General features: G+C 34.6%; 11 protein-coding genes and 1 pseudogene. 9 read left to right on the forward strand and 3 right to left on the reverse strand.

All coding sequences use genetic code 11. The annotated features are described in order from the left end of the window. Positions 1-249 precede the first annotated feature (249 nt). The 3 genes from AD998_17995 to AD998_18005 form a co-directional block, all read right to left on the reverse strand. Positions 250-882, reverse strand: coding sequence for a hypothetical protein (locus tag AD998_17995; protein KOY87772.1), 633 nt, complete (start codon positions 880-882; stop codon positions 250-252). 79 nt (positions 883-961) lie between these two features. Continuing rightward, complete coding sequence (locus AD998_18000) at positions 962-3,676, reverse strand: 2-oxoglutarate dehydrogenase (GenBank protein ID KOY87773.1); 2,715 nt, start codon at positions 3,674-3,676, stop codon at positions 962-964. A gap of 53 nt (positions 3,677-3,729) precedes the next feature. Further along, positions 3,730-4,287 (reverse strand): hypothetical protein, encoded by a 558-nt coding sequence (locus AD998_18005; protein KOY87774.1) that lies wholly within the window; start codon positions 4,285-4,287, stop codon positions 3,730-3,732. A 70-nt stretch (positions 4,288-4,357) separates the two neighbouring features. Between AD998_18005 and AD998_18010 the strand changes: the two genes are divergently transcribed. The 9 genes and pseudogenes from AD998_18010 to AD998_18050 all read left to right on the forward strand — a co-directional run bounded on the left by AD998_18010 (position 4,358) and on the right by AD998_18050 (position 13,466). Beyond that, positions 4,358-4,897 (forward strand): peptidase, encoded by a 540-nt coding sequence (locus AD998_18010; protein ID KOY87775.1) that lies wholly within the window; start codon positions 4,358-4,360, stop codon positions 4,895-4,897. An 86-nt stretch (positions 4,898-4,983) separates the two neighbouring features. After that, a complete protein-coding gene (locus tag AD998_18015; protein KOY87776.1) occupies positions 4,984-6,615 on the forward strand; it encodes a 1-pyrroline-5-carboxylate dehydrogenase in 1,632 nt (543 codons plus the stop codon). Positions 6,616-6,752: 137 nt separating this feature from the next. Continuing rightward, positions 6,753-7,892 carry a cystathionine gamma-synthase gene (locus tag AD998_18020; GenBank protein KOY88275.1) on the forward strand — a complete coding sequence of 380 codons (1,140 nt, stop codon included), beginning with the start codon at positions 6,753-6,755 and terminating at the stop codon, positions 7,890-7,892. 152 nt (positions 7,893-8,044) lie between these two features. Continuing rightward, the gene (locus AD998_18025; GenBank protein KOY87777.1) at positions 8,045-8,653 is read left to right on the forward strand and encodes a hypothetical protein; all 609 of its coding nucleotides are present in this window, start codon (positions 8,045-8,047) and stop codon (positions 8,651-8,653) included. 11 nt (positions 8,654-8,664) lie between these two features. Beyond that, complete coding sequence (locus tag AD998_18030; protein KOY87778.1) at positions 8,665-9,534, forward strand: hypothetical protein; 870 nt, start codon at positions 8,665-8,667, stop codon at positions 9,532-9,534. 104 nt (positions 9,535-9,638) lie between these two features. Continuing rightward, positions 9,639-11,033 (forward strand): annotated as a pseudogene (locus AD998_18035) (peptidase). Between the two features lie 242 nt (positions 11,034-11,275). Further along, a complete protein-coding gene (pyrH, locus tag AD998_18040) occupies positions 11,276-11,995 on the forward strand; it encodes a uridylate kinase (GenBank protein KOY87779.1) in 720 nt (239 codons plus the stop codon). 56 nt (positions 11,996-12,051) lie between these two features. Next, on the forward strand, positions 12,052-12,615 hold the full coding sequence (locus tag AD998_18045) for a ribosome-recycling factor (GenBank protein KOY87780.1): 564 nt from the start codon (positions 12,052-12,054) through the stop codon (positions 12,613-12,615). 113 nt (positions 12,616-12,728) lie between these two features. After that, positions 12,729-13,466: a hypothetical protein gene (locus AD998_18050; protein KOY87781.1), complete on the forward strand. Its 738-nt coding sequence runs from the start codon at positions 12,729-12,731 to the stop codon at positions 13,464-13,466. Positions 13,467-13,469: the final 3 nt, after the last annotated feature.

The following is a 13,469-nucleotide window of genomic DNA, read 5'->3' on the forward strand; positions in this document are numbered from 1 at the left end:
AAAACACCATTTCTATTTACTTTCAAATGACATGTACTATGCATGGCTTTACCTAATTTGGTGGTATCGCTTGTCATCCAGCCATCAAAATACATTTGAATGGTACTTTCAATAGAAGCTTTTTCGTCTGTTTGAGCATTGGAGCGTGTATAAAAACACAATACTACACCCAGCAATAAAAGTAGTTTTTTCATAAGTGTTTCATTTTTGGATAAAAACGAAATTTTTGTAGTTTATTGTGTTTTGAAGTCATGGTTTTATTTCTAATTCTTGCATTAATATTTCTTTAAGTTTTATTACATTCTTTTGTGTATCTCTGTAATTTTGCAGAATACTCTTCATCATAATATTCTGACTTCCAACAATATTCTTTATATCCATCATATTTTTAGGTTTTATAAAACGACCACTACTTATATCAATATTGGAATAAATATAATTTATTATATGTGTTTTAATGTGTTCCTCATGATTTTTTTCTTGATTTCCTAAAATGTCATAATCATTATACAAATTAACTATTCTTTCTAAGATATGGTATTTGTTCATAACTTTTATATCTCCACTTTGAATCACAGTTAAATATGTGACATTCTTTGGTTTAAAATAGTTTATTTCTGATAAATGTGTTATCCATATTACTAAACTATCTGAGTTTGTATTTTTTAGTATTTTTTCTGTATTTTTTAAATATCTCAAGCCATAAGCTATAGAGGTGTCCAAACTTTTAATATCTATGTTGATATCATCTAAAAATCGTTGTAGATGTTTTCTTTCTATTTTACTTTCTTTATAAGATTCGATTCTATCATTAATAGCTAAAGATATAACTATACCTACTATTACAATGATTAATTCAGAGAGATAATGTTTCCATTTCATAAATAAAAATTGTTTAGTTTTAGTGATACAATAAAAAAGGTCAGACAAGTAGTCTGACCTTAATTTAAAAATTTATTTCCTACAACTCAAAAGCTTTTTTGATAATTTCCTCTTGTTCTTTGTTGTGTATTTTATTGTAACCTGTTGCAGGAGAAGCACTTGGCTTACGAGAAATACACTCAATTGCTCCATAATACATAAGCATAAAGCTGTATGCTCCCATATTTTTGGGTTCTTCTTGTACCCAAACAACTTTCGCATTTTTGTATTGCTTCAATATCTTTTCGAGTTGTTTTTCAGGATAAGGATACAATTGCTCCAAACGAACAATCGCTACATCTTTACGCCCTTGTTTTTGTTGCTCTCTGTAAAGGTCTATGGCTATTTTTCCAGTACATAGAAGCACTTTTTTCACTTTTTTCGCATCCACATAAGTATCATCCAATACTTCTTGGAACGAACCTTTGATAAAATCTTCAATAGGTGAATGTACTTCTTCCGTTCTTAAAAGAGATTTAGGCGACATCACTACCAAAGGCTTACGGAATTCCCATGCAAGTTGTCTTCTAAGAGCATGGAACAAATTTGCCGAAGTTGTAATATTTGCCACTACCATATTATACTCCGCACAAAGTTGTAAGAAACGCTCCAGTTTTGCAGAAGAGTGTTCAGGGCCTTGTCCTTCGTAACCATGAGGCAATAGAAGTGTCAAAATATTTTGCTGTTGCCACTTACTTTCAGTAGCAGCTAAAAACTGGTCAATAATTACCTGAGCAGTATTAGCAAAATCTCCAAATTGAGCTTCCCAAATAACCAAAGCATTGGGGTTTGCCATTGAATAACCAAACTCAAAGCCCATTACTCCAAACTCAGAAAGATGTGAGTTATAGATACGGAATGGTTGTTTTTGGTTCGGAACAATATTATCCAAATAAAAATAAGGTGCATTCGATTCAGCATCACGAGCTACCACTTGTCTATGCGAGAATGTTCCACGTCTTACATCTTGTCCGCTCATTCTCACCATTTTCTCCTCTAACAAAAGAGATCCATACGCCAAAAGTTCACCACAAGCCCAATCTAATTTCTTCTTTTCAAAGAAATAACTTTTTCTATCTTCTAAAAGCTTTTCTATTTGCTTAATTACTTTAAATCCTTCAGGAAGAGTAGTGAGAGCTTTTCCTACTTTTTCAATAACTTCTAAAGAAACACCTGTTTCTGGAGACTTATCAAAATCTTCGGGCTTCGATTTACGTAATTTTTGCCAATCTTTTTCTAATTGTGAATATTGGTAAGGTAACGGTTTTTGTTTAATTTCGGTAAGCCTTTCTTGTAGCATCTGGCGAAGTTCTTTATCCATTTCTTCCAATAATTTAGCATCTACACTACCATTTGCTACCAATTTTTGAGCATACACCTCTCTTGGTGAAGGGTGTTTGCTAATCACATTATATAATTTGGGTTGTGTAAAACGAGGTTCATCTGTTTCGTTGTGTCCATGTCTGCGATAACACACCAAATCAATGAATATATCTTTTTGGAATTTCTGACGGAACTCGGCAGCCAACTGGAAACAGAATACAACTGCCTCAGGATCATCACCATTCACATGCAATACAGGAGCATCTATAAGTTTGGCAATATCCGTACAATAAATACTTGACCTTGCTTCATCAAAATCTGTTGTAAAACCCACTTGATTGTTGATAACTACATGAACCGTTCCACCTACTCCATACGCTTCCAATTTAGCCATTTGAATCACCTCATACACAGACCCTTGACCTGCCACAGCAGCATCTCCATGTATTAAAATTGGTAGTATATATTTAGCATCAAAAAGTTCTTCATCTATCTGGGCTCTTGAGTAACCTTGCACAATAGCATTTACTACCTCCAAATGTGAAGGGTTAGGTGCAAGACGTAAATTTACATTATAGCCTTCAGGGGTTGTAATAGTACTTGCAAAACCCATGTGATATTTTACGTCTCCATCTCCCATTGTCAAATCGGGGCTGGCTGTACCTTCAAATTCACTGAAAATCTGCTCGTATGTTTTCCCCATGATGTTGGTTAGAATATTCAACCTTCCACGATGAGCCATCCCTATCACCACTTCTTTTACACCTAATTCAGCACCTTTGTTAATCAAAGCATCTAAACCAGGGATCGTACTTTCACCACCTTCCAACGAGAATCTTTTCTGACCTAAGAATTTTGTATGTAAGAAGTTTTCAAATACAACAGCTTCATTAAGTTTCTTTAAGATTCTTTTCTTAAAATCAACAGAAGGATTGAAGGCTAAAGAATCTTTTTCAAATTTATCTCTAAGCCAGTTAAATACATCAGGCTCACGGATATAAGTAAACTCAAATCCGATTGTACGTTCATAAATATATTTTAGGGAATCTATGATTTTACGAAGTGGAGCAGCACCAATACCTATTTCATTACCTGCCTGAAAAACTGTGTCCAAATCTGCATCCGAAAGTCCAAATAGTTCTAAATCGAGCCAAGGATTACGAGATTTACGCTGACGAACAGGGTTCGTCTTAGAACGCAAATGAGCACGCATTCTGTATGCAAATATTAACTTAGAAACAGCTACTTCTTTAGAAGAAACTCCACCTCCACTACCTTCTGCACCTTCTCCATTATAATTTTCAGCAAATTCAAAACCCTCAAAAAACTTTTTCCAACTTTCATCTACTGAGCCTGGGTTTTGCGAATAAGCACGGTACAATTCTTCGATGTAATTGCCGTGAGCATTAGCGATATACGAATATTTATCCATGAGATTGAATTTATATATATGATAACAATTTTAAACGTTTAGCCTATTGTATTTTAAAGTGAACTCAATGCCCTACCTTGCTCCAAAATATTATCTGTCAAAGGAGTAATTGTCACTTTATATTTTTTTGGATATTCAAAGAAAATTAAATTTCCTTTAATCTCCTCAATTTCCGACCATTTTTGACAATCAAAATGAATTGCTACTACTCCAGAAGTAGGAATATTCTCTATTTTGGCATTTTTAAGAAGTAAATTGGCAACATCTGTAAATGTTGGATTATGCCCTACAAGCATCAAAGAATTGATGTTTGGGTTTATCTGTACCAATACATCAAAGATTTCTGAAATATTCGCTTCGTAAATTTCTTGATTAAGTACAATTTTTTCTTTTTTGTATGCTATATACTTAGCCACTTTTTTAGCTGTTTTCTTGGCTCTTTTGGCAGGACTACTGATGATTAAATCCAGATTCAGATTTTTCTCTTTTAGAATTTTGCCCATTAGTGGAGCATCTTTTTTTCCACGTCTATTTAAAGGTCTTTCAAAATCAGGAATTTCTGGTTGTTTCCAACTCGACTTAGCATGACGAAGCAAATAAAGTGTTTTCATGTTTCGGTTGTTTTGTTTATATTGGCAGGATAAAACTATATCATTTTTTTGAAAATTCAAAGTAATCAATATGCAAAAAATACAATCTACTACCGTACTGGCTATTCAACACAATGGGCAAATTGCAATCGGTGCTGATGGGCAAGCCACTATGGGTAACACAGTAGCAAAGAGTAATGTTCGTAAAATCAGAAAACTAAAAGATGGAAAAGTAGTAGTAGGCTTTGCAGGTTCTACTGCTGATGCTTTTTCTTTGATGGAAAAATTTGAAGAAAAATTGGCTGCTTTTGGTGGTTCAGTAGAAAGATCTGCCATCGAACTTGCCAAAGACTGGCGTACAGACCGTTATCTACGCCGTTTGGAAGCCATGATGATTGCCATTTCTAAAACAGATTTATTTATTATTTCGGGAACAGGAGATGTGCTCAAACCTGATAACGATATTGCCTCTATTGGCTCAGGAAGTATGTATGCTCAGTCAGCAGCTTTAGCCCTTAAAAAGCATGCTCCACATCTGACAGCTCGCCAAATGGTAGAAGAAGCTCTCCATATAGCTGCCGATATTTGTATTTACACCAATCATAACCTGATTATTGAAGAAATTGTATAAATCATAAAACTATTCAAACAAGTTCCTTTGTTATTCTTTTGTAGAATTTATTTTACAACGCATATTCCAACATAAAAAATCTTCTCATGAACTACGGTATTTTCACAATCCCAGACCCGAAAAACGAACCAGTTTATAGTTATGCACCTAATAGCCCCGAAAGAGCATTGCTCAAAAAGGCACTTGCTGATGCAAAAAGTAAAGAATTAGATATCCCCATGTATATTGGTGGTGAAGAAGTTCGTACAGGAAATAAAGTACGTATTGCCCCTCCACATGAAACAGCACATACACTTGCTTATTACCATAAAGGAGGAAAAGAAGAAGTAGAGTTAGCCATTCGTGCTGCCCTCAATGCCAAAGAATTATGGGAAAATATGGATTGGGAACACAGAGCAAGTATTTTCTTGAAAGCTGCTGAACTCATAGCCACTAAATATCGCTACGAACTCAATGCAGCTACTATGCTTGGGCAATCGAAAAGTGTATATCAGGCAGAAATAGACTCGGCTTGCGAAATCATAGACTTTTTGCGTTTCAATGTGAAATTCATGGAGCAAATCTATAGAGAGCAACCTGTTTCTTCTGCTGGTATTTGGAACAGATTAGAACACAGGGCTTTAGAAGGTTTTGTATTTGCTCTTACACCTTTCAATTTTACAGCTATTGCAGGTAATTTGCCCACAGCCCCAGCCATGATGGGTAACTGTGTCGTTTGGAAAGTTGCTGAAACACAAATCTATTCAGCAAACGTCTTGATGAAGATTTTCAGAGAAGCAGGCGTTCCTGATGGAGTAATTAATTTGGTATTTGTGGATGGACCTACGGCTGGTGATACAATTTTCTCACACCCCGATTTCGCAGGAATCCACTTTACTGGAGGTACTTCTACATTCCAAAGAATTTGGAAAACCATTGGCGAGAATATCGCAAAATATAAAACTTATCCACGTATTGTAGGTGAAACAGGTGGCAAAGACTTTGTGTTGGCTCACTATACTGCTGATGCCAAAGCATTGGCTACAGCCCTGATTCGTGGTGCTTTCGAGTATCAGGGACAAAAATGTTCGGCAGCCTCAAGAGCTTACATTCCTGCAAATCTTTGGGATGAAGTAAAAGGTTACATGCTTGCTGACCTCAAGGAAATCAAGATGGGAAGTGTGGAAGATTTTAGCTGTTTCTTCAATGCCGTGATTGACGAGAAATCGTTCAATAAACTTGCTGAATATATTGATAATGCCAAAAAAGATGATAGTGTAACTGTAGTAGCTGGTGGAAATTATGATAAATCGAAGGGCTATTTTATTGAACCTACTGTTTTACAGGTTCAAGACCCTATGTATGTTACCATGCAAGAAGAGCTTTTTGGTCCTGTACTTACCATTTATGTATATCAGCCTGAAAACTTTGAAGATACATTGACACTTGTAGATAAAACATCTCCTTACGCTCTTACAGGGTCTATTTTTGCTCAAGACCGTTATGCTATTGAACTTGCAAGCAAAAAATTACGCCATGCAGCAGGAAATTTCTACATCAACGATAAACCTACTGGAGCAGTAGTAGGGCAACAACCATTTGGTGGTGCAAGAGCCTCAGGAACAAATGATAAAGCAGGTTCTTTACTGAATTTATTGCGTTGGACATCTGCTAGAACCATTAAGGAAACATTTGTTCCTCCAACAGATTACAAGTACCCTTTCATGCAAGAAAGTTAGTTTTTTAGAAAAAAGAGAAAGGAAAATGGATTATAAATTTCTATTTTCCTTCATCTTTTCTCCTTTTTCCTGAATCTAAAACAACTAAAATTTCCGACCCACAAGGTTTTCCAACAAAGATATTTATGAAAAAAGATATGAAATTTGCCACCAAGGTTATCCATGCTGGCGTAGAACCCGAACCACACACAGGAGCTGTTATGACTCCTATTTTCCAAACATCTACTTATGCTCAAAAATCACCTGGGGAGCATAAAGGTTATGAATATTCTCGCACTCATAACCCTACTCGTACAGCCTTACAGAACAATTTAGCAGCATTAGAAAATGGTCGTTTTGCTTATGTATTTGGTAGCGGGCTTGCTGCTACAGATACATTGCTTAGAACCTTCCAACCTGGTGATGAGGTCATTGTAACAGACGATTTGTATGGTGGTACTTACAGACTTTTTGTAAGAGTTATTCAGAATTTCGGTTTGAAATTCAAGTTTATTCCCATGAAGGATGCAGCCTCTATCGAGGAACACATCACTCCCCAAACCAAACTCATTTGGATTGAAACACCTACTAATCCACTGATGAATATTATTGATATTGAGGCTGTTGCTACCATTGCTAAAAAACACCTAGTCATGCTTGCTGTAGATAATACTTTTGCCTCTCCTTGCTTACAAAACCCTCTCACTTTAGGTGCAGATGTTGTTATGCATTCTGCTACTAAGTATTTGGGTGGACACTCAGATGTAGTTATGGGTGTTTTGGTAACCAGTAACGAAGAACTTGCTCAAAAATTAGGCTTCTTACAAAACGCAGTAGGTGCTGTTTTAGGTCCTATGGATTGCTTTTTGATGTTGAGAGGTATCAAGACGTTGCATGTACGTATGCAACGTCACTGTGAGAATGGTAAAAAAGTTGCTCATTGGCTTAGAAACCATCCAAAAGTAGAGAAAGTTTATTGGGTAGGTTTTGAAGACCATCCTAACCATGATATTGCTAAACGACAAATGAAAGATTTTGGAGGAATGGTATCATTTATACTCAAAGGTGACGATTTGGAAGAAGCCAAACGAGTGATGAGTAGTTTTGAAGTGTTCACTCTTGCCGAATCTTTAGGTGGTGTGGAATCGTTGTGTACACACCCTGCTACCATGACTCACGCCAGCATTCCAAAAGAACAACGTGAAAAATCAGGTTTGAAAGATACCCTGATTCGTTTGAGTGTAGGCATTGAAGATGTGGACGATTTGATAGATGATTTAAAACAAGCCATTGGATAGAATTTTTTATTTTGTGGTTTCTTAAAATTTAAGGAAAAAAGATGCTATCTCTGATGCATCTTTTTTCCTTTTTTTATTTTCAAAAATTTCCATTTACTCCTCAAAGAAATAAAGGACTGATAATCTAATCTTTGTAAAAAAACATTAGTCCTATGAACGCTTACATTCATTCCGAGATTTCAGTAAAGAAAAGAGGTGGTACAATTGAAGATTATTATGCCATTCACGATTTTATGGATTCTACCAAAGAATTGTGTAGTGATAACAGACATCGTATTTTGCATACGCATTGGGGTATCAAACAGGTGATTATTCCTGTTTTTGGGCATACGCTTATCAATTCAGATGGAAAAACGGTTAATATCAAAGATTTGTGTGAACAAGACCATATCCTGCCAGATTATCACAATCGTTTCATACCCACACTTGCCGATTTTGTAGAGGCTATTTCTCCTCAGGAAAATGATTTAGAGCGTTTTCAGAAATTTTTTAAGAGTTATAAAGAAAATTCTGAGCTTACTCGTCTGCTCCTTTCGCCTCTGAGCTACACAGGACAAGCCAAATCACTTTTAATCACTCATAATAGCTGGTTTATCAATCATATTATTCCTCTCATTTTTAATACGTTACCAAATCTAAAGGAGTTTACCATTGCCCCTTCAGAGCTTTTTAACAGAATGAGTTTTAAACTCTGGATGGATAATGGCTCTGCATATCCAGAAAGTGCTAAAAATTTACAAAAATTGAAGAAAACAGCTTAAGAGTAATTTTTATGGAAAAGAATATTTATGTACTTCGAGAAATTTCTTGGGGATATAATGATGAGTGGTATTACCCCACAGGAAATATTAGCAATATTTATAAAAAATACACCCATATTGAAGATGCCAAACGTGATAAACTCAGATTAGAGATTTATGATGTTAAAATGCGTCGTATTTTGGATACTACCTTATTAAGTTCTTTAAGTAACGATTTACAAAATAGATTTTATTTATTTCTAAAAGAGCACTTTTCTACTGATGTTCAGCAAATAATGAACTTTATTGGTTTTGAACATCAATGTCAAATTCATTCCAACATTTTACATTATTTTATTGATAAAATTATTGAAAATGACTCTTTAATTCTTGAAACACTTAAAATATTAGATTTACATTTTTATGAAATTGTAGAACTCAAAGAAGCCGAAAATATTTATAGAATTTCTCCTAATCCAGATTTTAAGAGTTATGATGTATTTGACGAATGGGTTTTGATTGATTTTTTCAAATCTTCTTATGTTTATACACAAAAAGAAGCATGGGAAGTAGCTATTCATAATTTTTATGAAAATTTATTTAGCCCCTTTAAATTGGTAGGTTCGCTTTCTGAATTGAGTGAGATTCCTGAAATATTGAAAAGTTATTTAGACGCTTATCCATGCTTTATCTATGAAAATTCTTTATTAAGAATAAAAGAGATTGAGGATAAAGACATGATAATTGAGATAATGACAGGTTTTGTTGCCTTGTTGCGTCCAGAGAAAATACCCTTTATAATCGATTGTATTCCTTTAAAACAAACCCAAGAAAATTTTATTCAAAAAAATAAAAAAATTAAAGAATATAAACAAAGAATTATAGATAGTTTACCTTTTTAAAAAACCCTTTTGGAAGACCAACTTGTTTTGCTAATTTTGAAGCAATAAAAAAGAAACAAGTATCGTTTTTATCCAAAAAGGAAAAATTCATGAAAAAATTAGCTTTGTCATTGTTCACAACTTGTGCATTTTTTGGAGCTTATGCTCAAAACTTAGAATACACAGTCAATTTGAATGACCGTTCTAACGACCTTTTTAAAGTAGAATTGAAAGTAAAAGGTTTGAAAAAAGAAAATGCTGTTTATCAGTTCGCTTCTACTGCCCCTGGTACATACCAAGTGATGGACATGGGTAGATTTGTACGCAAATTTGAAGCTTTTGATGCAAAAGGTAAAGCTGTTAAAACCAAACAGTTATCTACCAATCAGTGGGAACTTTCAGCTCCTGAAAAAGTAGCTACGATTCGTTATCAAATTGCAGAAACGTTTGATACACCTGTAAAAGAGAATAAAATTTATGCAATGTGTGGAAGCTCTATCGAAGATGACCATGTACTTATCAACGGACAAACTGTGTTTGGTTATCCTTCAGGTATGCAGTCTGCTCCTCTTAAACTGAAATTACAATATCCAGAAGGTTGGATGTATGGTACTGCTCTTGAAGAAAAAGAAGGCTTCTTAGTAGCAAATTCTTACGACCATATTGTTGATTCTCCTATTTTATTGGGTAAACTTACCAAAGCAAGCACCAAAGTAAGAAACACCAATGTAGAACTTTATACCTACTCCAAAACTGGTAAAATTTCTTCTGAAAAACTTTTAGCTTCCATGACGAATATGCTTGTTGCTGCCGATTCTTTCTTAAATGGCTTGCCTGTCAATCGTTATGCTTTCTTGTTTCACTTTGAAGACACCAATGCTGGTGCTTGGGAACACTCTTATAGCTCAGAGTATGTAATTAAAGAAGAAAATTGGTCAGAAGAATTTGGAAAACAGATGACAGACATTGCTGCTCATGAGTTTTTCCATGTGGTTACTCCTTTAAATATTCATAGTGAAATTATTGAGAAATTTAATTTCGTACAACCTACTGCCTCAGAACATTTGTGGTTATATGAAGGTACAACAGAATGGGCTTCTCATAAAATGCAATTAAATTACAGTATCAAGACTTTAAACGAATATTTTGCTGAGCTTCGTCAGAAAGTAAATTATGACAATTACTATGACAAATCTTATAGCTTGAGCAAAATGAGTTTAACATCTTACACTCCTGAAGGACAAAAGCAATATGGTAACATTTATATGCGTGGAGCTTTAGTAGCTGGTTTATTAGATATTCGTTTATTAGAACTTTCTGGTGGCAAAAAAGGCTTGCGTGAAGTGATTAATGAGTTTGCTAAAGAGTATGGACCTTCTAAGAGTTTTTCTGAAAAAGAATGGTTTGATACTTTCACAAAGAAAACATATCCTGAAATTGGTGATTTCTTCAGTAAATATGTAAAAAATGCAGAACCTCTTCCTCTTGCAGAGTACTACGAAAAAATTGGTATCATGTACAATGCAGAAAAGAAAACTTTTTCATTAAATTTAAGTGCTACTCCCGAACAATTACGTTTGCGTGAGCGTTGGATGAGAAATTAGTTTTTATAAATATTTTTACGAAAAGAGGCTTTGCAGCCTCTTTTTTGCGTATTGCTAAACTTTTGATAATGAATATTCTAAAATAAAAAGTATAGAAAGTAACTTGCATCTAAGATTAGTATTTTTAATATTTGCAAAATTTAAAGCCAAGTCCTACCATGAAATACAAAAGAATTTTGCTCAAGTTGAGTGGTGAAGCCCTTGCTGGCGACCGTCAGGAATATGTTATCAATCCCCAGATATTAGAGCGTTATGCAAAAGAAATCAAGACCATTGTAGAAAAAGGTGTGCAGGTTGCAATTGTTGTAGGAGGAGGTAATATTTATAGAGGTTCTGAAGCTGATAAGTCTGGCATTGATAAAGTACAAGGAGATTATATGGGAATGCTTGCCACTGTTATCAATGGAATGGCAATGCAAAATGCTATTGAAAAACAAGGTATTTATACCCGTTTGATGTCAGCCTTGAAAATGGAACAAGTTTGTGAGCCTTTCATTCGCCGTAGAGCTATCAGACACCTTGAGAAAGGACGTGTGATTATCTTTGCAGCAGGTACAGGAAATCCCTATTTTACAACTGATTCGGCTGCTTCGCTTAGAGCTATCGAAATTGGGGCAAATGTCGTTTTAAAAGGTACAAAAGTAGATGGCATTTATACAGCCGACCCTATGAAAGACAACACAGCCACAAAATACAACAATATTACATTTGACGAAGCCTATGAAAAAGGCTTGAATGTAATGGATATGACAGCTTTTACACTTTGTAAAGAAAACAATCTTCCTATTATTGTTTTCGATATGAATCAAGAGGGTAATTTACTTAAAATTGTAGAAGGTGAAGAAGTGGGGACTTTGGTTGCTTTAGAAGCTGTATAAAATAGTTTTTAATCAAGATTTTTTCAATTTATATATTTTCAAAATTAATTTGTCGTATGGAAGAAGAAATTAAAATGTATTTGGATGAAGCTCAGGATATGATGAAGAAAGCCTTAGAGCATACACAAAGCGAACTTCTTAAAATCAGAGCTGGCAAAGCTATGCCAAATATGTTGGATGGTATTATGGTAGAATACTATGGAGCAAATATGCCTATCAATCAGGTTTCTACTATCACCACCCCAGATGCAAGAACATTGAACATCCGTCCTTTTGAAAAAGGCTCTATCTCAGCTATTGAAAAAGCTCTCAAATCAGCTGACTTGGGTATCAATCCACAAAACAATGGAGAAGTAATTATTCTAAATATCCCTCCTCTTACAGAAGAACGCAGAAAACAACTTGTAAAACAAGCCAAACAAGAAGTTGAAAATGGCAAAATCAGCATTCGTAATGCTCGTAAAGAAATTAATGATGCTTTGAAAAAACTTCAAAAAGATGGTGCTGCTGAAGACTCTATCAAGAAAGCAGAAGAAATTGTGCAAAAACACACAGATTCTTTCATCACCAAGCTCGATGAAGTACTTGCTACCAAAGAAGCAGAAATCATGAAAGTTTAACATAAAAAGTTATAAATTTTATGCTGAAACCTATAAGGTTTTAAAAACCTTATAGGTCTTTTTATGAAGATGACTTTTATACTTTATTCTATTTACTTGATAATAAAATTATTATGAATAAAATCCGTATAGAAACTTCTCAAAACGTATTTATAGAGTTTAGCCTTGCAGGTTTAGGCGAAAGAATACTTGCTTTTATACTAGATTTTATTTTTATGTCGCTTTATACATGGGCTATTTTTGTCATTGCAGATAATTTATCTATCAAATTACTTCGCAATGATAATAATTCCATACTTTTCATGATATTCTTTTGGTTATTGCCTCTTTCTATCTACAGCATTATTCAAGAAATCTTTTTTAATGGACAAACACTCGGAAAGAAGATTTTACGCATCAAAGTAGTAACCACAAGAGGTCGTCAGCCAAGCCTCACTCAATACATGGTCAGATGGCTTTTTAGATTGATTGATATATGGGGAAGTATGGGAATTGTAGGGATTGTAGCTGCTGCCACCAACAAATATCATCAAAGAGTTGGCGATTTAGCAGCAGGGACATGCCTCATTAAACTCAAAAGCAGAACAGAACTTAGCCAACAACTCATTATTCCTGACTTTCATGAATTGTATAGTCCCAAATACACACAAGTTACACTACTCTCCGACTCTGATGTAAACCTTATCAAAGAGGCTATTCTCACACACAGAAAATACCAAAACGAAGAGATTTTGAAGGCTTTTGCTAAAAAAACAAAAGAAATTTTACGAATAGAAAATACAGACAAAGACGAAAAATTTTTAAACAGAATTGTAAAGGATTATACTTATCTTACTTCCAAAGAAGATTAAACC

This window comes from bacterium 336/3, assembly GCA_001281695.1.
Taxonomy (GTDB): Bacteria; Bacteroidota; Bacteroidia; order Cytophagales; family Thermonemataceae; genus Raineya.